This window comes from Mesorhizobium sp. WSM4823, assembly GCF_055811195.1.
On sequence record NZ_JBVVQL010000006.1, the window covers coordinates 324,703 to 342,887 of the forward strand.

19 protein-coding genes are annotated in these 18,185 nt (G+C 62.8%); 13 read left to right on the forward strand and 6 right to left on the reverse strand.

Translation table 11 applies throughout. From position 1 onward, the window contains the following. Positions 1–2: 2 nt before the first annotated feature. The 4 genes from AC0L26_RS18470 (at position 3) to AC0L26_RS18485 (ending at position 3,680) form a co-directional block, all read left to right on the forward strand. A complete protein-coding gene (locus AC0L26_RS18470) occupies positions 3–1,094 on the forward strand; it encodes a branched-chain amino acid ABC transporter permease (protein ID WP_473633839.1) in 1,092 nt (363 codons plus the stop codon). Positions 1,095–1,128: 34 nt separating this feature from the next. Continuing rightward, positions 1,129–2,523 (forward strand): glutamine synthetase family protein, encoded by a 1,395-nt coding sequence (locus AC0L26_RS18475; RefSeq protein ID WP_473633840.1) that lies wholly within the window; start codon positions 1,129–1,131, stop codon positions 2,521–2,523. Between the two features lie 135 nt (positions 2,524–2,658). Next, a complete protein-coding gene (locus AC0L26_RS18480; RefSeq protein ID WP_473633841.1) occupies positions 2,659–3,387 on the forward strand; it encodes an AzlC family ABC transporter permease in 729 nt (242 codons plus the stop codon). Further along, positions 3,384–3,680, forward strand: coding sequence for an AzlD family protein (locus AC0L26_RS18485; protein WP_354488215.1), 297 nt, complete (start codon positions 3,384–3,386; stop codon positions 3,678–3,680). Before AC0L26_RS18480 ends, AC0L26_RS18485 begins: the two co-directional genes overlap by 4 nt. Before the next feature lie 30 nt (positions 3,681–3,710). Here the strand turns inward: AC0L26_RS18485 and AC0L26_RS18490 are convergent, their stop codons facing one another. Beyond that, positions 3,711–5,555 (reverse strand): aminopeptidase P family protein, encoded by a 1,845-nt coding sequence (locus tag AC0L26_RS18490; protein WP_473633842.1) that lies wholly within the window; start codon positions 5,553–5,555, stop codon positions 3,711–3,713. A 270-nt stretch (positions 5,556–5,825) separates the two neighbouring features. Here AC0L26_RS18490 and AC0L26_RS18495 point away from each other — a divergent pair, with 270 nt between their 5' ends. Further along, entirely contained in the window at positions 5,826–6,011 is a 186-nt protein-coding gene (locus AC0L26_RS18495; protein WP_473633843.1) for a hypothetical protein, read from the forward strand. 34 nt (positions 6,012–6,045) lie between these two features. Here the strand turns inward: AC0L26_RS18495 and AC0L26_RS18500 are convergent, their stop codons facing one another. Both AC0L26_RS18500 and AC0L26_RS18505 read right to left on the reverse strand, forming a co-directional pair. Next, positions 6,046–6,918 (reverse strand): 50S ribosomal protein L11 methyltransferase, encoded by an 873-nt coding sequence (locus tag AC0L26_RS18500; RefSeq protein WP_473633861.1) that lies wholly within the window; start codon positions 6,916–6,918, stop codon positions 6,046–6,048. Between the two features lie 63 nt (positions 6,919–6,981). Then, positions 6,982–7,557 (reverse strand): SCO family protein, encoded by a 576-nt coding sequence (locus AC0L26_RS18505; protein ID WP_473633844.1) that lies wholly within the window; start codon positions 7,555–7,557, stop codon positions 6,982–6,984. A 208-nt stretch (positions 7,558–7,765) separates the two neighbouring features. On the opposite strand from AC0L26_RS18505, the gene AC0L26_RS18510 reads away from it, so the two are divergent. The 3 genes from AC0L26_RS18510 to AC0L26_RS18520 all read left to right on the forward strand — a co-directional run bounded on the left by AC0L26_RS18510 (position 7,766) and on the right by AC0L26_RS18520 (position 9,522). Next, on the forward strand, positions 7,766–8,260 hold the full coding sequence (locus AC0L26_RS18510; RefSeq protein ID WP_473633862.1) for a CreA family protein: 495 nt from the start codon (positions 7,766–7,768) through the stop codon (positions 8,258–8,260). Between the two features lie 108 nt (positions 8,261–8,368). Then, on the forward strand, positions 8,369–9,010 hold the full coding sequence (locus AC0L26_RS18515) for a DapH/DapD/GlmU-related protein (RefSeq protein WP_473633845.1): 642 nt from the start codon (positions 8,369–8,371) through the stop codon (positions 9,008–9,010). 83 nt (positions 9,011–9,093) lie between these two features. Beyond that, positions 9,094–9,522, forward strand: a complete 429-nt coding sequence (locus AC0L26_RS18520; RefSeq protein ID WP_473633863.1) for a low affinity iron permease family protein — start codon at positions 9,094–9,096, stop codon at positions 9,520–9,522. 3 nt (positions 9,523–9,525) lie between these two features. Here the strand turns inward: AC0L26_RS18520 and AC0L26_RS18525 are convergent, their stop codons facing one another. Next, positions 9,526–10,392, reverse strand: coding sequence for an SDR family NAD(P)-dependent oxidoreductase (locus AC0L26_RS18525; protein ID WP_473633846.1), 867 nt, complete (start codon positions 10,390–10,392; stop codon positions 9,526–9,528). Positions 10,393–10,526: 134 nt separating this feature from the next. On the opposite strand from AC0L26_RS18525, the gene AC0L26_RS18530 reads away from it, so the two are divergent. Next, a complete protein-coding gene (locus AC0L26_RS18530; RefSeq protein ID WP_354488224.1) occupies positions 10,527–10,808 on the forward strand; it encodes a hypothetical protein in 282 nt (93 codons plus the stop codon). A gap of 213 nt (positions 10,809–11,021) precedes the next feature. Then, positions 11,022–12,230 carry an MFS transporter gene (locus AC0L26_RS18535; protein WP_473633847.1) on the forward strand — a complete coding sequence of 403 codons (1,209 nt, stop codon included), beginning with the start codon at positions 11,022–11,024 and terminating at the stop codon, positions 12,228–12,230. Between the two features lie 9 nt (positions 12,231–12,239). Here AC0L26_RS18535 and AC0L26_RS18540 read toward each other — a convergent pair whose 3' ends face one another. Continuing rightward, positions 12,240–13,712, reverse strand: a complete 1,473-nt coding sequence (locus AC0L26_RS18540; RefSeq protein WP_473633848.1) for an MATE family efflux transporter — start codon at positions 13,710–13,712, stop codon at positions 12,240–12,242. A gap of 124 nt (positions 13,713–13,836) precedes the next feature. After that, entirely contained in the window at positions 13,837–14,862 is a 1,026-nt protein-coding gene (locus tag AC0L26_RS18545; RefSeq protein ID WP_473633849.1) for a LacI family DNA-binding transcriptional regulator, read from the reverse strand. Between the two features lie 192 nt (positions 14,863–15,054). Between AC0L26_RS18545 and AC0L26_RS18550 the strand changes: the two genes are divergently transcribed. The 3 genes from AC0L26_RS18550 to AC0L26_RS18560 all read left to right on the forward strand — a co-directional run bounded on the left by AC0L26_RS18550 (position 15,055) and on the right by AC0L26_RS18560 (position 18,081). Continuing rightward, positions 15,055–16,080 carry a Gfo/Idh/MocA family protein gene (locus AC0L26_RS18550; protein WP_473633850.1) on the forward strand — a complete coding sequence of 342 codons (1,026 nt, stop codon included), beginning with the start codon at positions 15,055–15,057 and terminating at the stop codon, positions 16,078–16,080. Positions 16,081–16,082: 2 nt separating this feature from the next. Continuing rightward, on the forward strand, positions 16,083–16,991 hold the full coding sequence (locus tag AC0L26_RS18555; RefSeq protein ID WP_473633851.1) for a sugar phosphate isomerase/epimerase family protein: 909 nt from the start codon (positions 16,083–16,085) through the stop codon (positions 16,989–16,991). 76 nt (positions 16,992–17,067) lie between these two features. After that, a complete protein-coding gene (locus tag AC0L26_RS18560) occupies positions 17,068–18,081 on the forward strand; it encodes a substrate-binding domain-containing protein (protein ID WP_473633852.1) in 1,014 nt (337 codons plus the stop codon). Positions 18,082–18,185: the final 104 nt, after the last annotated feature.

Sequence of the window (18,185 nt, forward strand, 5' to 3'; positions counted from 1 at the left end):
AGGTGGCGAGATCCGAGATGTCGCAGGCGATCGAAGATACCGCACTTGCCTCTGTCGTAAGGCCCGGCGGCGCGGTGCTGCGCTCGCTCGTCGGCGGGCTGGTGACGTCGTTGCCGGTGCTAGTGATCGGGCTGCTGATCCTGAACTTCGCGCCAACCTACTACACCTTTCTGGCGCTCGGCGCCTTCGTCAACCTAATCGTCGTCGTCGGCCTGCAAGTCTTCATGGGCAACAGCAATATCGCCAATCTCGGCCACAGCGCCTTTGTCGGGCTTGGCGCCTATGGCGTGGCCATCCTGTCGACGCCGCTGGCGATGAAGAAGCTGTCCATTCCAAACGCACCTTTTGGTTTCGCGACGCTCGAACTCGATCCCGTCACATCGGCGCTGCTCGCGCTGCTTGCGGTCGGCATTCTGGCCCTGGTCAGCGGCAAGGTTATCAGCCGCCTTTCGGGCGTTGCCGCAACGATTGTCAGCCTGGCACTGCTGATCATCGTCCATTCGGTCTTTCTCAACTGGACCGATCTGTTCAAGGGCAACCAGGCCTTCTTCGGCATTCCGAAGGTCGTCGGCTTGCCTTGGATGATGGTGATGTCAGTCTTTGCGATCGTGTTGGCTCGGCTGTTCAAGGACAGCCGCTGGGGCCTGCAGCTGAGGGCCAGCGCCCAGAGCCCGCAAGCCGCCGCCGCACTCGGCATCGACGCCCGGCGCCTGCGGCTGATTTCATGGGTGCTGTCGGCGCTGATCTGCGGCCTGGCTGGTGTTCTCTACGCCTATTTCGCCGGCACGATCAGCCCGAAGCTGTTCTATTTCCAGATGATCTTCATGACGCTGGCGATGCTCATCCTTGGCGGCATGGCGACAGTTACCGGCGCGATGACCGGCGTGATCGTGCTTTCGGTCGGGCTCGAACTCATCCGCAGCATCGAATCCGGCGTGACGATTGCCGGCATCCAGCTGCCGCAACTGCTCGGGCTGTCCGGGGTCGCGCTTGGCGTCGTCATCGTGCTTTGCATGGCCTTCCGGCCAAGCGGCATCAGTGGCCGCTACGAACTGGACGAATTGCTCTCGCGATTTTTCAGGCACGCGAAATAGCGACGCCTGGTGTTTTCCTGGTGGAGGTTTGAAAGTGGAATTTGAAGACAGGGTCGCGGCGTACACGCCCGAGCTTAAGGCGTTGCAGAGCAAGCTGGCAGCCGATGGCGTCGAATTCATCGAGATCCATACGGTCGACACGTCAGGCGCCTTTCGCTCGAAGATCGCGCCGCTCAAATTGTCGAGTTACGGCGAAGCGATCAATGCCATCCTCTATTGCGTCACCCATGGCGACGGTCAGCCGATGGGCGACGTCGCCTTCGCTTCGGCAAGCGCCAACGAAGAGAACGGCTTTCCCAACATCAAGGGCATCATCGACCCGGCGACCGTCGTCCAGCACGGCTGGAAGCCGAAATTCGCCTCCGCCATTACCCGCGCCTACATGCTCGACGGCACGGTCTGCCCATTCGATCCGCGCGGCGTTCTGGCTAAGGTCGAGGAGCGGATGAATAGGCTTGGCTACGAAACGCGTTTCGCACTCGAATATGAGTTCGGCATTTTTCACGCCGACCATGATTTGATGCGTGCCGGCCGCTATCGCGAGTTGAAGCCCTGGGGCCATTCCCTGGTCAATTACGACCTTGTGCGCAGCGGCGAGTACCAGGATTTCGCTGCCGAGTTCATCACCCGCATGAAAAGCATCGGCATTGGCGTCGCCTCTCTGGTGACCGAATACGGCTTTGGCATGTATGAATACGCGCTGACGCCGAAGACGGCACTGCAGGCGGCCGACGACGCCATGCGCGCCAAGCTGCATCTGCGCGAATTGTGCGCCGAGCGCGGGCTGGTTGCCACTTTCATGACTCGCTTCCAGCCGCCGGGCAAGGAAAGCGCTTGCGGTGCGCATCACCATGTCAGCCTGTGGCGCGACGGCAAACCGGCCTTCGCCGCCGGACCGAACCGGCTGACGCCGGTCGCTGAGCATTTCCTCGCCGGCGTGCTCAACCGGATGCAGGAAACGCATCTCTTGTTTCGGCCGACGGTCAATTCCTATCGCCGCTTCGATCGTGGCGCATGGTCGCCGGAGGACGTCGCCTGGGGTTTTGAGAACCGTACCGCGCCGATCCGCGTCATCACCACGCCGAACGATGGCGCGTGCCGGCTGGAGCATCGTGCGCCTGGAGCCGACATCAATCCATATCTGTCAATCGCGGCGGTCCTGGCGGCGGGGTGCGAAGGAATCGAAAAGGAATTGCCACTCGAAGCGCCGGTGACATCGAACCTGGCCAATCTCGACAAGCCGAAATTGCCGCGCACGCTCAACGCTTCGATCGAAGCCTTCGCAACGTCCGATTTCTGCGCCGAGGCCTTCGGCGAGACCTTTCGCGACAATTACGCCGAGAGCCGGCGCGCCGAGCAGGCTGCCTTCGACGCATGGCAGGCTTCGCATATCACCGACTTCGAATGGCAGCGCTATTTCGTCAACTGAAGCGAGCGAATTCGCCGGCGCTTTGTACCTGGCGCCGCCCTGGCGATCATTTCGGCTGATCGTTTGGCTCAAGCGAATTGGTGTGACAAGGCAGGCGGCGCTACCTACATACGACCATTCCCGAGGGAGTGGTCAATGTCGGCGGAAGCAATCTCCGAAAACGGCGCGAAGAGCGATTTCTGGCAAGGCGTGCGGCTCTCGATGCCCGTCGTGGTGGCGGCGGCACCGTTCGGGCTGCTGTTCGGGGCACTTGCCGTCGACAATGGTTTTTCGGTGCTTGAAGCCGTCCTGATGAGCGCCATGGTCTACGGCGGCGCCAGCCAGATGGTCGGCATCGAATTGTTCGGGCAGCATGTCGCGCCATGGCTGATCGTGCTGTCGATCTTCGCCGTGAATTTCCGCCATGTGCTTTATTCCGCCGGCATCGGCCGGCGCATCGCGCACTGGCCGCTGGTTCAGCAAGCGGTAGGCTATTTCCTGCTCACCGATCCGCAGTTCGCGGTGGCTGAACGTAAGGCGGAGGCCGGCGAGACGGTCGGCTTCGCCTGGTATATGGGGCTTGGTCTGCCGGTTTATGTGTTCTGGGTAACCGAAGGCGCGCTCGGCGCGATGTTCGGCAAGCTCATCCCCGATACGCATGCTCTGGGCATCGATTTCCTGCTGCCGATCTATTTTCTCGGCCTGGTCATGGGCTTTCGCAAACGGCCGCTATGGCTACCGGTGGTCGTCGCAAGTGCTGCTGCCTCCATCATCGCCTACAAAACGGTGGGTTCGCCCTGGCACGTCTCCATTGGCGCGGTGGCCGGCGTGCTGCTCGCGGTCATCCTGCCGCCGCATCACAGTGGTGTCGAGGCGCGGCCATGAGCACGACCTTGTGGATCATCATCGCCGGTGCGATCGCCACCTATCTCACCCGCATTGGCGGACATTTGGTGATCTCGCGCTTCGAAAATATCCATCCGCGCGTCGAGGCCGGGTTGAACGCCGTACCGGCGGCGGTGCTGACCACGCTCGTCGCGCCGGCCGCGCTGAGCGCCGGACCGGCGGAATGGACGGCATTGATCGTCGCCGGGCTGGTCTCGCTGCGCGGCGGGCTGATGGCTATGTTTCTGGCCGGTGCCGCCGTGCTGATCCTCGCCCGGCAGTTCGTCGGGTAGACGAAAACCTGCTACACGCCTTTGCGAAAATCACGACTTCTGGTCGTGCGGCAGCGGCGCCGTCGCCTTTTCCAGCCAGGCCAGCGTTTCGCCGTCGAGCATTGGTCCGATCTCGGCCAGCACGCGTGCGTGGTACAGGTCGAGCCAATGCAACTCGTCCCGCGTCAAAAGGTCGGATCGCACCAGCCTGGTGTCGATCGGCGCCAGCGTCAGTGTCTCGAAACCATGCATGGCGATATCGCCGCCCTCTATCTGCTCGGCTGGCGTCACTAGGAGGAGATTCTCGATGCGGATGCCGTAAGAGCCTTCCTTGTAGTAGCCCGGCTCGTTGGAGAGGATCATGCCCGCCAGCAGCTTTTCAGTGCCGGTCCTGGCGATGCGCTGCGGGCCTTCGTGCACGGCCAGATAGGAGCCGACGCCGTGACCGGTGCCGTGGGCGAAATCGCAGCCATGTTTCCATAGCGCCAGCCGCGCCACAGCGTCGATTTCGGAGCCGCGTGTGCCCGGGGGGAAGCGTAGCGTGGAAATGCCGATCATGCCTTTCAGCACCAGCGTGAAGCGTTCACGCATTTCCTCGGTCGGCTTGCCGATCGGCACGGTGCGGGTGATGTCGGTGGTGCCGTCCTGATACTGCCCGCCCGAATCGAGCAGGAATAGCTCGCCATCCCTCAGTTTTCGGCTGGTGGCGCGGGAAACGCGGTAGTGCATGATGGCGCCGTTCGGACCGGCGCCCGAGATGGTGTCGAAGGACACGTCGCGCAACGGCATCTGCGTTTCCTCGCCGGTGCTGCGTCGGCACTCCTCAAGTTTGGTGACAACGGCAATCTCGTCGAGCTTGCCAGGCTTCTGCCGGTCGAGCCAGCAGAGCAGTTTGGCAACGGCGGCGCCGTCGCGTCGATGCGCGGCGCGGGCGCCGTTGATCTCGGCCTGGTTCTTCGTCGCGCGAGGGATGCGGGCAGGGTCGGGCGCTGAAATGACCACGCCGCCATTATCTTCGACCAGCATCCTAAGTTTTTCGGCCGCCAGCACCGGATCCAGCGCGATTTTTGCGCCGCCCTTGGCCAGGACTGCGATAACAGCCTCGAATTCACCTGGTTGGTGCAATTCGGCGAGCTGCGTCAGGTAGGCCGCGACGGTGCGCGAAAACTTGCGCTGGTCCATGAAAAGCTGGTGCGACCCATCGGCGGCGAGCACGGCGAAGCCGAGCGCCAGCGGCGTGTGCGGCACGTCGCCGCCGCGGATGTCGAAGGCCCAGGCGATGGAGGACGGGTCGGTCAGCACGGCATGGGTGGCGCCATCCTTGCCGATGGCCGAGGCCAGCCGTGCCAGCTTGTCCTTGGCCAGTTCGCCGGCAAAGGCGATCGGATGGAGCTCGACTGGCGCCAGCGGTGGGCCGGGCTGGTCCTTCCAGATGGAGTCGATTGGATTCTTCTCGAGCGGCACCAATGTTGCCCCCGATTTTTCGGCCGAAGCTCTCAGCGCTTTCACGTCGCCTATCGTCTGCAGCCACGGATCGAAGCCAAGCCGGACGCCCTTGCCGAGATTGTCCTTGATCCAGGTGGCGGGTGGATTGTCGACCAGACTTTCGATCGAGAAGATGTCGAGATCGACTTCCTGGCGCACCTGCAGCGTATAGCGCCCGTCGACGAACATGACGGCGCGGCCACCGAGCACGATGGCGACGCCGGCCGAGCCGCTGAAACCGGTCAGCCATTTTAGCCGCGCCGAGCGGTCGGCGACATATTCGCCCTGATGCTCGTCGGCACGGGGCACGATGAAGCCATCCAGGCCATTGGCAGCCAGCCATTGGCGCAGCAACGCCACACGCGGCTTGCCGACAGCGGGGTCGCCGGCGGAATCAAAGGTCTGGAACATGATGGCCTCTCCTCGGATGCTGGCGCGACCGTAGCGCATGGCCCCGAAAACCGGAATCTACTTTTGCTGCACGGACCTTCGGTTCGGAGAAATCAGCGCAAGATCAAAGTGCTACAGCGTTCGCCCCCTGACAATCGGCGGGGATTGGTCCAGTGGCACTGCGTTTGCGCATAGATGCCGTGCAGAATCAGCGATTTTCAAATAGGTCAGCAGACCTTACCTTTTTTGGTGTGGAGGAACGAGTCTTATTGCCCTGCAAAGGAGACCATCATGTCCATGATTTCAGCCAGACGCGGATTCTTCAGAAGCGCCATGAACGCTCTCATCGAAGCGCGCCAGCGCGAAGCGAGCCGCTATGTGAGCGGGGTTCTGCTTGGCTTTGACGACGAAACGCTGAAAGCGAACGGCTACGATCGCGAAGAACTGAAGAAGGCGGCAAGGTCGCCCTACGTCTGAGCGAACTTGCGGCTTGCGTTTTAGGCGCTGGGCGTCACCGCTTGAGGTGGATCGTCACCCAGCCCTCGCGATGCAAGGTCCTGACATGGCGGAACTGCTGGCCGACATAGGCTGAGATCACCGCGTCGCGTTGCCGGTCGAGGATGCCCGACAGCACGATCGAGCCGCCCAAGACGACATGCGCGGCCATTTCGGGTGCCAGTCGCCTCAGCGGCAGCGCCAATATGTTGGCGACGATGAGCTCGAAGGGGCCGCGCGCGGCAAAGATCGGGTGGTGGAAGCCTGGCGCGGTCACCGTTTCCACAAGCGCCTTGACGTGATTGAGCCGCGCATTGGCGGCGGCGACCTTTATCGCGACGGGATCGATGTCGGTCGCCAGCACCGGAATATGACCGAGCTTGGCCACCGCGATGGCCAGCACCGCGCTGCCCGTGCCAAGGTCGAGCGCGTTGCGCGGGCGCTCGCGCCGGACAACCTGCTCCAGCATTTCGAGACAACCGGCGGTGGTGCCGTGATGACCGGTGCCGAAGGCGAGGCCGGCCTCGATCTCGATGGCGAGCTCGCCGCTGCGGCGCTTGCTGCGGTCATGTGCGCCGTGGACGAAGAAACGGCCGGCGCGCACCGGCTTCAGCCCCTCCAGCGAGCGCGTCACCCAGTCGATATCAGGCAGACGCTCTCGCGCAATCGGTCTCGATAGGGCCAGCCCGGCGAGAATCTCGTTCACGCGTGTCTCGACGGCATCGACATCGCCGTCGGCGTAGAGCGACACTTCGTGGATGTCGCGATCCTCATCGACTTCGAGCACGCCAATCGGCAGGCCGTCGTCCTCGAAGGCTGCTTCGAACGCCGCGAAGATACGGTCGGCCTCGATCTTTCCAGTGGTGAAATAAAGCCGCGTTTGGGTCAAACGATGGTCTTGTTTGAGCATGATCTTATCCGAAAACCGGTTCCCATTTTTCGGGATCATGCATCAACCTTCCGCCAGCCGCTTGAGCTTGGCGATGGCAGTGTCCGAGCTTTCGCCGTAGGCGATGGTGCCGGCGAAATCTCCCTTGGCATTAAGCAGCAGCACCGACGCCGTGTGGTCCATCGTGTAGTCGCCGTTGCCGGTATCGACCTTCTTCGAATAGATGCCGAAGGATTTGGCCATGGCGTGGACCTTGTCCGGTTCGCCTGTAATGCCAAGGATGCGGTCGGAGAAATTGCTGATATAGGCGTTCATGATTTCGGGCGTGTCGCGCTCCGGGTCGACCGAGACGAAATAGGCGCGCAGGTTCTTGCCGTCATCTCCCATCGTCTTCAGCCAGCCGGCGAGTTCAAACAGCGTGGTCGGGCACACTTCCGGGCAATGGGTGAAACCGAAGAAGACGATGCTGGGCTGGCCGCGAAAGGCAGCCTCGGTCACCGGCGCGCCTTTCTGATCGACCAGCGAAAACGGTGCGCCGAAGGGCTCGCCGCCATAATGCCCGCGGTACCAGTCGAAGGTGAGCCAGCCGATGCCTGCCGCCATCAGGACGAGAATGCCGACCAGTATTGAACGCATCATCGTTGGTGTCCGTCGTGATTTCATTGGCGCCGTACCGGCGCAGAGCCTGTTCGGCGAACACTCTTAACGGTTTGATCTCGTGGGCGCAAAGATGTCGCGTTGCCGCAACCGGCTTTCCTGTCAAAAGGTGATCCGCTTGCAAAGTGCTGCCGCCCGTCCCACCTGAGGTCGGCAAAACTCGAACCGCAGGAGGCTAACCTTGCAAGGACTGATTGGGCGAAAACTGATCGGCGGCGCTTTGGCCGCATGCCTTGTCGTCGGTGCTGGTGCGGCTGTCGCCCAGGAGGTCGGCAAGGTCGGCGTCGACTGGCTAGGCAACGACATCATCGTCGAGGCGATCAAGGATCCGGAGGTCGAAGGCGTGACCTGCCACGTCTCCTATTTCGACCGCGGCGTGATCGATCGCCTGCAGAAGGGCAATTGGTTCGAGGATCCGTCCGATTCCTCGATCTCCTGCCGCCAGACCGGGCCGATCACCATCGGCGACATCGACATGAGCGAGGCCGGCGAGGAGGTATTCAAGCAAGGTATCAGCCTGATCTGGAAGAAGCAGGTGGTGAACCGCATCTACGATAAAGCCAATGAGACCCTGATCTATCTGTCGCACTCGCGCCAGGTGCAGGACGGTTCGGCGAAAATGTCGGTCACCACCGTGCCGCTCTATGGCCAAAACGTGGTGTGGACCAACGGCAAGCCGAAATAGACTCTGGCAACAGGTGACGGATGATTGGTCCCGCTTGCGGCACCAATCGGCGACGTGACAATTGCTCCCGCCTTGCAGGAGCAATTGCGCTGACGTAAAGCCGCTGGAATGGACCGTCCTGAAAACCTTGTCCCCAAGGATTCCGAGCCGCGCATCCACCCGACCGCGGAGTTGAAGGCGTGCAAGCTTGGACGCTACGCCTCGATCGGCGAGCGGGTCATCCTGCGTGAAGTCACAGTGGGTGATTTCTCCTATTTCGAGCGTCACGCCGAGGCGATCTACACGACCATAGGCAAGTTCTGTTCTATCGCCGCCAACAGCCGAATCAACGCGCTGGAGCATCCTGTCGAACGGCTGACCCAGCACAAGGTCAGCTACCGGCCGAACGAGTATTTTCGCTGGCTGGGCGTAGACGCGGGCTTTCGGGAACGGCGGCGGGCGAAGTCCGTCAGCATCGGTCATGATGTCTGGATCGGCCATGGCGCGGTGATCATGCCTGATGTGACCATCGGCAACGGCGCGATCGTCGGCGCCAACGCTGTGGTGACGCGCGACGTGCCTGCCTATGCGATTGTCGCCGGCGTTCCGGCCAGGCAATTGCGCCAACGCTTCCCTGCGGATATCGCGGCGCGGATCGAAAGCCTCGCTTGGTGGGACTGGCCGCCCGAGAAACTGGCCAATGCAGTTCCCGACATGCAGGCGCTGTCTATCGAGACCTTCCTAGATCGCTGGGAGCAGGAGATACCCTGATCCTTGCGGGCCTATGAACGGCTGCGTCGGTGAAATCTCTCCCTGAAGGGAACCAGGAGCGGATGCTGGTTGTTTCTCCTGCCATGGTAGAGAAGCTTTTCACCAAGATCGCCAACTATGTTGCGCATCTCGCCGGTCTGCCGTCGACATTCGCCGTCTGTTTCCTGATCATTGTTGCCTGGGGGGCAAGCGGACCGATGTTCGGGTTTTCCGATACATGGCAGCTCATCATCAACACCGGCACGACGATCGTCACCTTCCTGATGGTGTTTCTCATCCAGAACACCCAAAACCGTGATGGCGCAGCGATCCAGGCGAAGCTGGACGAACTGATCCGGGTCGGTAAAGCCAAGAACACCTTTATCGGTATCGAGCATCTGACCGAATCCGAGGTCCAGGAGATCCGCGAGAAATGTGAACGCGCGGCGAAGCGGCACGACCGGCAGGTCGCCGATACGTCCGCTAAGAAAGCCGCGGCGGAAAACCGTGGCTCGAAGTCACGTGCGGCGTAAGCGTCAGCTTTCCATGAACTTCGCGAAGGCGTCCTTGTGGTCCGGATGCCAGCGTGAAAGGGCAGGGCGGTTCTCGACGATGTCGCCGATCGCCCAGGCCATGCGCTTTTCGTCCATGGGCCGCGTCGTCTCGTTATCAGGACACAGGATGTAGAAGTCGCCACGCACCAGCGCGGCCAGCATGAAGTCGATCACCTGCTCGCCGGTCCAGGCGCCGGCGGGCTTTTCGGTCGCACCCTCGGTCAGGCCGGTAAAAGTGAACCCCGGAATGAGCAGATGCGCCGAAACCGTTGCGCCGGGTTCATTGCGCAGCGCGTGTGCCAGGCCTTCGGTGAAGGTCTTCACGGCCGATTTGGAGACATTGTAGGCAAGGTTGCCGGGTGGCGTGGTGATGCCTTGCTTGGAGCCGGTGTTGATGATCAGACCCGGCGTGTTAGCCGCGAGCATGCGCGGTGCGAAAACCTGGACACCATGCACGACGCCCCAGAAATTGGTATCCATCAGCTCTCTCCAGGCGACGCGGTTTTCCCACGGTTTGCCGGGATTGTTGCCGACGCCGGCATTGTTCATCAGCACTGAAACCGCGCCAAAGGCAGCGAAGGCAGCATCCGCCAGCCGGTCGACATCGTCGATATAGGAAACGTCTGCGTCAACGGCACGAACGGCATCGTCGCCGCCGATCGCGGCAAGCGCTTGCCGGGCCTGATCGAGGCGCGCGCCGCCGATGTCGGCAATGACGGTTTTCATGCCCATGGCGGCGAATCGTTTGGCCGCGGCCAGGCCGATGCCGCTGGCGCCGCCGGTGATGACGGCAACATTGCCGGAGGCAAGGGCAGGCAAAGCGCTCTGGATTTCGGCGTCGGTGGTCATCGCAATAGTGTCCTCTTCGAGTTGTGCCGAGCTTAACGCGGCGAGGGCCTCGCGCAAGCCCGCTTTGGCGTCCTCGGGTTGACCGCATCGGCAGGCGCTGCGCATGCTGTCCTGACAAAAAGGAGATTTGCTAATTGACCGATTGGATCGAGATCCTGAAAGAACAGACCGCTACCGGCGACCAGATGAGCCGCGAAGTGCCGCAGATGCTTTCCAATCCCGATATCAGCGAAGCGCAAGTGAAGACGCTGTTTTCGGCGCTCGAAAAACAGGCGGAGTTCGTTGAAAAGCTGCGCATGGCGCTGGAAAAATTCGGCCATGATTTTTCGGTGATCGAGGCAGCCGAGCGGCTGGAGGAACGCTATGCCGACCTTGCGGCCTCGGTGGCGGAAAAGCTGAAAGCGATGCGAGGATAGGAACGCCGGCTTTCGATCAGCGCTTGACTTGCTGTCCGGCTGATCACGGCAATCAGTATAGCATGACGCCTAGCGACTGGCGGCGGAAGTCTGGCAGGGCGACATAGAGAACCACGGTCAGGGCGCCGAACCTGTCAGGAGCAGGTCCGGCCAGAGGGAACCCATGACGTGAAAAGGCGTTGGCGTCGCGATCCCGGACAGTAAGAGGTCGAAATGACGGTCAATGCCCCAGCCATGACGCGCGATCACGAACTCGGCGGCGGCGCCGCAATATCTGCCGTTGCTGCCATGATTGCGGTTCTTTTCGCCGGCAGCACGGTGCTGACGCCGCTTTACGTCATTTATAAACAGGCGTTCGGTTTTTCGCAGATCACGCTTACCCTGGTCTATGCCGTCTATGTGGTGGGCAACCTGGCGGCGCTGTTGATGTTCGGGCGCTTATCGGATGTCATTGGCCGCCGGCCGGCCGCCTTGGCGGCAATGATTGTGGCGGTTGTCAGTGCGCTGTTTTTCCTGTTCGCCGAAAATGTCGCGTGGCTAAACATCGCGCGGATTCTGAGCGGCTTGGGAATAGGCGTCGGTGCGGGAACCGGCACCGCCTGGCTCGCCGAGCTGGTGGCAGCCGACGACAAGTCACGCGCCGCCATCATTGCCACCAGCACCAATTTTCTGGGTCTAGGCCTTGGCGCGCTGGCGGCGGGACTGCTCGCCGAATATGCGCCGTGGCCGCTCAGGCTGACATTCGTCGTCTATCTGGCGGTGCTCGTCCTTGCCACGGTGCTGGTCTGGCGGACGCGGGAAACCATTTCACAACCGGGAAAACTGGCCGATGTCTCCATGAAGCCACGGCTCTCGGTGCCTGGTGATATCCGCACCGGTTTCGTAGCGCCTGCGGTAACCGGCTTCGGCGCCATGGCGCTGGTCGGTTTCTACGCGGCGCTTGCACCGAGCATCCTGGCGCAGCAGCTCCATATTACCAACCATGCCGAAGCCGGCGCCTTGTTCTTCGAACTGGCGATCGTGGCTGCCGTCACCATACTGGCGACAACGCGGCTTTCGAGCCGCAGCACCATGCTTGCAGCACTTGTCCTGATGATCCCGACCGTCGCATTGATCGTAGCGGCGCAGGTCTTCGCTTCGATGGCGATCATGACTGCCGCGACTGCGTTCTGCGGCGTCGCGGCAGCGCTCGGCTACTGTGGTGGCCTGCAGGTGGTCAACCAGATCGCGCCGGCCGACCGCCGCGCCGAAGTGGTCTCAGCCTTCTTTATCTGCTGCTTTTGCGGCAATGCGCTACCGGTCATCGGTATTGGGATCCTGTCGACAGTGGCAAGCCCGGCCACGGCAAGCCTGGCCTTTGCCGGCATGATCACCCTCTTTTCCCTGGTGGCGCTCGCATTCGGAGCCAGATATGCGCGGTGAGCCGATGGTTCAGCCGTTCGGCGTCTCGGGCGAGAGATGCGCGCGCTGGCGCGGCACGCCGAGACCAGTGTCCGGCGGCTCGCCGGCTGCGGGCCTGTCGTCTATCATGTGCATGGTGCGCCAGCGGCCAAAGCGGTAATAGGCTGCTGCTAACGCGAGCGAGGTGATCGAGCCGACCGGAAAGCTCCACCACAGCGCTTCCTCGCCGATCACGCTTCGGAAGAAATAGGCGAAGCTGGTGCGCACCAGAAGCACCGAGACCACCAGGATGATTAGCGGCGGCATCACCGCGCCGGTGGCGCGCACCGTGGCGAAGAGTACGATGGTGACGCCGAACAGGATGAAGGACCAAGACGCGACATTGTTGATGTGAGCGGCGATGTCGATCGCGGCACTGTCGCTGCTGAGGAAGAGCCCGAGCACCGGGCGGTCGAAAACGAAAAGCAGCGCGACCAGCGCGCCGGTCAGAACGAGGTTGAAGGCAACGCCTGACATGGCGATGCGGCCGATGCGGTCCCAGCGCCCGGCGCCGACATTCTGCGCGGCCATCGAGGAGACAGCGGCGCCGATCGCCAACGCCGGCATCTGGACGTAGGTCCAAAGCTGCGCGGCGATACCGTAAGCGGCCGCGACCTGCGAGCCGTAGGAATTGACCATGCCCATCACCGTCAGCGCCGCGGCCGAGATGACGATCATCTGCAGGCCCATTGGCACACCCTTGAGGACGACGATGCGCAGCAATTTCGGGTCCGGCCGCAGCAGCGCGAGATTGGCGCCGGCCAGCCGCAGCGGATGCTTGCGCGCATAGAGCACGACCAGGATGGCGATGACGCTGACCGTCTGGCCGATCAGCGTCGAGGTGGCCGATCCCGATATGCCGAGTTCGGGGAAAGGGCCGAAGCCGCGGATGAGCAGCGGGTTCAAGATGATGTCGAGCACGACCGCCAGCGCCATGAAGATAAAAGGCGTGCGCGAATCGCCGGCGCCGCGCAGCACCGTCATGACGAAGGAGAGCAGGTTCATCATCGGTACGGCAACAAAGATGATGCGCAGATAGGAGCGGGCCAGAGGCAAAGCATCTGATGGCGTGCCCAGCGCATTGAGGATGGCGTCGACCCAGATCCAACCGCAGACCGCAAGCACCACCGAGACGGCGAAGAAGAAGGTGGCGCTGGTGCCGACGATGCGCCGCGCTTCGGGCAGGTCTCGCGCGCCGACCGATTGCGCAATCAGGATGGTCGCCGTCATGCCGATGCCGAAGACGGTACCGAGGATGAGAAACAGCACGAGATTGGCGTTGGACGTGGCCGTCAGCGCCGATTCGCCGAGGAAGCGGCCGACCCAGACGGCGTTGATCGACCCATTGAGCGACTGCAGCACGTTGGAACCGAGCACCGGCAGTGCGAACAGCAAAAGCGTGCGCGGTATCGGGCCGCTGGTGAGGTCGCCGGTCCGCCGGGCCGCAGGCATCTTGTCGTCCATGGCAGGCAGCTCGACAAAAGATCATATGAATCAGGCCCGCGATGATATCGCAGGGCTGTTTCCTGTGCATCTCTTTCCAGGTTACCTCGCAGCGAAGGCATTACCCGAAAGGCCGGCCGCACCATCAATCACTATCGCGCGCGATCAGCTCCAGCGGCCAGACCTCGCGGACGGTGCGCGGGCCTTCCTCGCCGGCATAGGCCGGGATCGACGCCAGCAGCATTTCGGCCAGCCGCCGCCCCATCGGCTCCAGGGGAGGGCGGAAGGCGGTCAGCGCAGGCGAGAAATAGCCGCAGAGCGGGGTGTCGACGATGACGATCACCGCAATGTCGTGTCCCGGCTTGATGCCCATCTCGGCCAGCGCCTTGCAGCCGCCGAGCGCCATCGCGTCATTGTTGAAGATGATGGCGGTCGGCGGGTCCTTGGAATTCATCACCCCGGGTGTCACCTCGTAGCCGCCGGCCTCGTTGATGAAACCGGACGCAATCAGTTCGGGATCGACCTCGATGCCGTGCCGCCGCAACGCTTTGCGGTAGCCGGCCAGGAACAGGTAGCCAAAGTTGAGGTCGAGCGACGGGCGGATGGCGGCAATGCGGCGGTGGCCGCGCGCAACCAGACGATCGACAGCGTCGGCCCCGGCCTTTTCGAAATCGAGGTCGAGCGAGGGATAGGACTTGCCGCCGGAACGGCTGCGGCCGAGCGTTGCGAAGGGGAAGCCGACGCTGGTCAGATAATCGATGCGCTCGTCCTCGCGCCGCGTCCAGGCCAGCACCACCGCATCGGCCCTTCGTGTCTCGACGACACGGCGCAGGCGCTCCTGCTGGTAGTCGCCCGGCGCGCCCATGACGACGATGAGGTCGAGCCCGCTTTCGGCGAGTTTGGCCTGCAGCCCGGTCAGGAATGGAATGAAGAAAGGCTCGCCATATTGCTGATCGCCGGGATGCGGCTGCAGCATGAAGGCGACCGAATGGGTCGAGCCGCGCCGCAGGCTGCGGCCGGACTGGTTGGGCGAATAGTTCAGCTTTGCCGCCGCATCGAGCACGCGCTGGCGCGTATCGGCATTGACGTCGGCGCGACCGTTGAGCGCGCGCGACACGGTGCCGATCGAAATGTTCAGGTGACGTGCAAGGTCGTGAATGCTGGACGCCAAAGGACAGGTCTCCCCCTTTCCTGGCTAGCACCGGCAGCCGCACAGGCCAAGGATAAAGACGGTTTTTCGCGAACCGCCAATTGACATTCTACGTCATCGGGTGTGTTGTCGTAAACGTTTACGGAAAAACGTTTACGGCCATGCCGTGAATGCCGTGACTTCGGTCTGGAGGGACCGAACGGGAGGAGTCGGATGATGGATGTCGTCCTGGTCGGCTGCGGCGCGATGAGCAAGCAATGGCTCGATGCCGCAAGGCAGGTTGAAGGGCTCAGGATTATCGGCCTTGTCGATCTCGACGTCGAGCGGGCGAAGGCGCGGGCGCGCGAATACGAACTCTCTGGCGCCATCATCGGCACCAATCTCGACGCGGTGCTCGATCAGACCAAACCGCAGGCGGTGTTCGACGTCGTGGTTCCCGCCGCCCGTCGCGATGTCGCGCTTTCCGCCTTTGCGCATCACTGTCATCTGCTGACCGAGAAGCCGCTCGCCGACAGTCCGGAGAATGCGCGCGCCATCGTCGAGGCGGCGCACAGCGCCGGGCGCATTCACGCCGTCGTCCAGAACCGCCGCTACGTCGCCAATGTCAGGCGCGTCAGGCGCTTTCTCTCTTCCGGCGCCATCGGAAAGCCGACCAGCATCCATGCCGACTTCTTCGTCGCCCCGCATTTCGGCGGCTTTCGCGAGGAGATGGCCCATGTCCTGTTGCTCGACATGGCAATCCACACTTTCGACGCCGCCCGCTACATGGTCGGCGGCGAGCCGGTGAGCGTCTATTGCCAGGAATGGGAACCGGCCAATTCCTGGTACCGGCAGGGGTCGTCGGCCAGCGCTGTCTTCGATCTCGGTGGCGGCAGACTGTTCACCTATGCCGGCTCCTGGTGCGCCGCCGGCTTCCGCACCAGTTGGGAAGGCAGCTGGCGCATCGTCACCGAGCGCGGCAGCCTGCTCTGGGATGGCCATGACGATCTGAAGGCAGAGGTCGTGCTGCCGGTTCGTGATGGTCTTTTGGATCAAACCCAACTCATCGAAGTGCCGCCGCTCGACCCTGCCGACCGCATTGATGGCCATCTCGGCATTATCAGGGATTTCATGCACGCCGTCGAAACCGGCAGCGAGCCGGAAACGCGCGGCACCGACAATATCAGGAGTCTGGCCATGGTTTTCGGCGCCATCGAGAGCGCCGAGACCGGGCGCCGCGTCGCGATCGCAGGGGAATGACAATGATGCCAAACCCGCTTCTCGACATCAGGATCGGCACCATGGTGCGGGCCAATCTTGACGACCCAGCCGCCTATATCAAGGCGATCCTGCCGCTCGGCTTCGAGAGCATCCAGCCCTTCTTCTGGCAGACGCTGGGCGGCAAGGATCTGCCAAGGCTCGCCGGCCAGATCCGCGACGCCATCGGCGATGCCGACGTCGTCGTCTCCTCGCTCGGCGTGTTCGGCAATCCGCTGGAAAGCGGCGATGTCGATCAGGGCGTGCTGAAGGCCTGGGAGACTGTCATCGACAATGCGCATCTGTTCGGCACCTCGATGGTCAGTGGCTTCACTGGCCGCATCCGTGGCAAGCCACTGACGGACAGCCTGCCGCGCTTCCGCGAGGTCTGGGGGAAGCTGGCCAAGCGCGCCGCCGACAAGGGCGTTCGCATCGCCTTCGAGAATTGCGCGATGGACGGCAACTGGGCGAGCGGCGACTGGAACATCGCCCACAATCCCGACGCCTGGGAGCTGATGTTCAACGAACTGCCCGATGAGAATCTGGGCCTCGAATGGGAGCCCTGCCACCAACTCGTCTATCTGATCGATCCGATGCCGCAGATCCGCAAATGGGCGCCGCGCATCTTCCATGTCCATGGCAAGGACGCGACGGTGCGCTGGGATGTGATCCGCGAGCATGGCGTGTTCGGCCGGCTGCCATTCGTCCAGATGCGCACGCCGGGCTTTGGCGACAGCGATTGGACCAGAGTGATCAGCGAATTGCGGCTGGCCGGCTACAAGGGCGCCATCGACATCGAGGGTTGGCACGACCCGGTTTACCGCGGTGACCTCGAGATTACAGGGCAGGCTCGGGCGCTCGACTATCTCAAACAATGCCGGGGAGGGACCGCGTATCTGCCGAACCCGGCCTGAGGATAAGCCGGCGGGAGGAGCCGAAGCATTCGTCGAAACCCCTCGGCTTGCGAGGGAACAATGGGAGGATAAGTGCATGAGCATCGCGATGAGAACGACAGTTCTGCGCTCGACCGTCGTGGCGGCCGCCACGGCGCTCGCCGCCGCAATCTCCACCTTGCCGGCGCAGGCGCTCGACGCGCAATGGTGCAAGGACGTCCATATCCGCTTCTTCGTCGGCGGCGCCGAGGGCGATGCCTTCGGCACCATCGTCTACAATGGCGCCAAGCAGGCGGCGGCCGATCTTGGGCCCAAGGTCGACTACATCTTTTCCCAGTGGGACGTCGAGAAGATGGTGCAGCAATTGCGCGAAGCCGTCGCAGTGAAGCCCAACGGCATCGCCATGATGGGTCATCCCGGCGACGCTTCGATCATGCCGCTGGCCGAACAGGCGCACAAGGACGGCATCAAGATCATGTACCAGAACGTGCCGGTGCCGAAGGTGGTGGAAGCGTTCGGCGGCGGCTATGTCGGCGCCCAACAGGAACAGCAGGGCCGTGCGCTCGGCGCCGAAGCGTTCAAGCTGGCCGGGCTCAAGGCCGGCGACAAGGCGATCATGATCGGTCCGTTCGAGAACGAGGCCCGCGGCGCGCGCGAGCGCGGCACGGTCGCCGCGCTCAAGGAGGCCGGCGTCGAGGTCATCCAGCTCTCCTCGCCGCCAAGCGGCGAATGGGCTTCCGACCCCAATCTGGCCATTCCGGTGATCACGGCGGCACTGCTCAACAATCCCAACGTCAAGGCGGTCGGCTATCCCGGCGGACAGATGCTCGGCAACGTCCCGACCTACATGCAGGCGGCGGGCAGGAAGGCCGGCGATATCTTCAATTTCGGCTTCGACACCAGCCCGCAGATCGTCGAGGGCTTCAAGGGCGGCTGGGTGCAACTGACGGCCGACCAGCAGCCGTTCCTGCAGGGCTATCTGCCGATCCTCAGCCTCTGCCAGCAGGTGGTGCTGGGTCTGGCGCCGATGAATGTCGACACCGGCGCCGGCTTCGTCACGCCTGAGAATTACGAGATCGTCGCCGAGCTCGCCAAGCAGGCGTTGCGCTGACCTCCCAAGCCGCCGGGCGGGGGGTATGCCCGGCCGGGGGGGCCGGGGGGGGCGAGCCGGCCCCCAAAAAAAACCGGGGTGGGGTTGGGGGCCCGGGGAGAGCA

What these genes read in the sequence shown, in the direction of transcription:
- AC0L26_RS18550 (WP_473633850.1), top strand. Translation starts at nt 15,055, where the DNA reads ATGATGGATGTCGTCCTGGTCGGCTGCGGCGCGATGAGCAAGCAATGG.
- AC0L26_RS18485 (WP_354488215.1), top strand. Translation starts at nt 3,384, where the DNA reads ATGAGCACGACCTTGTGGATCATCATCGCCGGTGCGATCGCCACCTAT.
- AC0L26_RS18525 (WP_473633846.1), bottom strand. Translation starts at nt 10,392, where the DNA reads ATGACCACCGACGCCGAAATCCAGAGCGCTTTGCCTGCCCTTGCCTCC.
- AC0L26_RS18535 (WP_473633847.1), top strand. Translation starts at nt 11,022, where the DNA reads ATGACGGTCAATGCCCCAGCCATGACGCGCGATCACGAACTCGGCGGC.
- AC0L26_RS18505 (WP_473633844.1), bottom strand. Translation starts at nt 7,557, where the DNA reads ATGATGCGTTCAATACTGGTCGGCATTCTCGTCCTGATGGCGGCAGGC.
- AC0L26_RS18490 (WP_473633842.1), bottom strand. Translation starts at nt 5,555, where the DNA reads ATGTTCCAGACCTTTGATTCCGCCGGCGACCCCGCTGTCGGCAAGCCG.
- AC0L26_RS18555 (WP_473633851.1), top strand. Translation starts at nt 16,083, where the DNA reads ATGATGCCAAACCCGCTTCTCGACATCAGGATCGGCACCATGGTGCGG.
- AC0L26_RS18480 (WP_473633841.1), top strand. Translation starts at nt 2,659, where the DNA reads ATGTCGGCGGAAGCAATCTCCGAAAACGGCGCGAAGAGCGATTTCTGG.
- AC0L26_RS18495 (WP_473633843.1), top strand. Translation starts at nt 5,826, where the DNA reads ATGTCCATGATTTCAGCCAGACGCGGATTCTTCAGAAGCGCCATGAAC.
- AC0L26_RS18560 (WP_473633852.1), top strand. Translation starts at nt 17,068, where the DNA reads ATGAGCATCGCGATGAGAACGACAGTTCTGCGCTCGACCGTCGTGGCG.
- AC0L26_RS18515 (WP_473633845.1), top strand. Translation starts at nt 8,369, where the DNA reads ATGGACCGTCCTGAAAACCTTGTCCCCAAGGATTCCGAGCCGCGCATC.
- AC0L26_RS18540 (WP_473633848.1), bottom strand. Translation starts at nt 13,712, where the DNA reads ATGGACGACAAGATGCCTGCGGCCCGGCGGACCGGCGACCTCACCAGC.
- AC0L26_RS18520 (WP_473633863.1), top strand. Translation starts at nt 9,094, where the DNA reads ATGGTAGAGAAGCTTTTCACCAAGATCGCCAACTATGTTGCGCATCTC.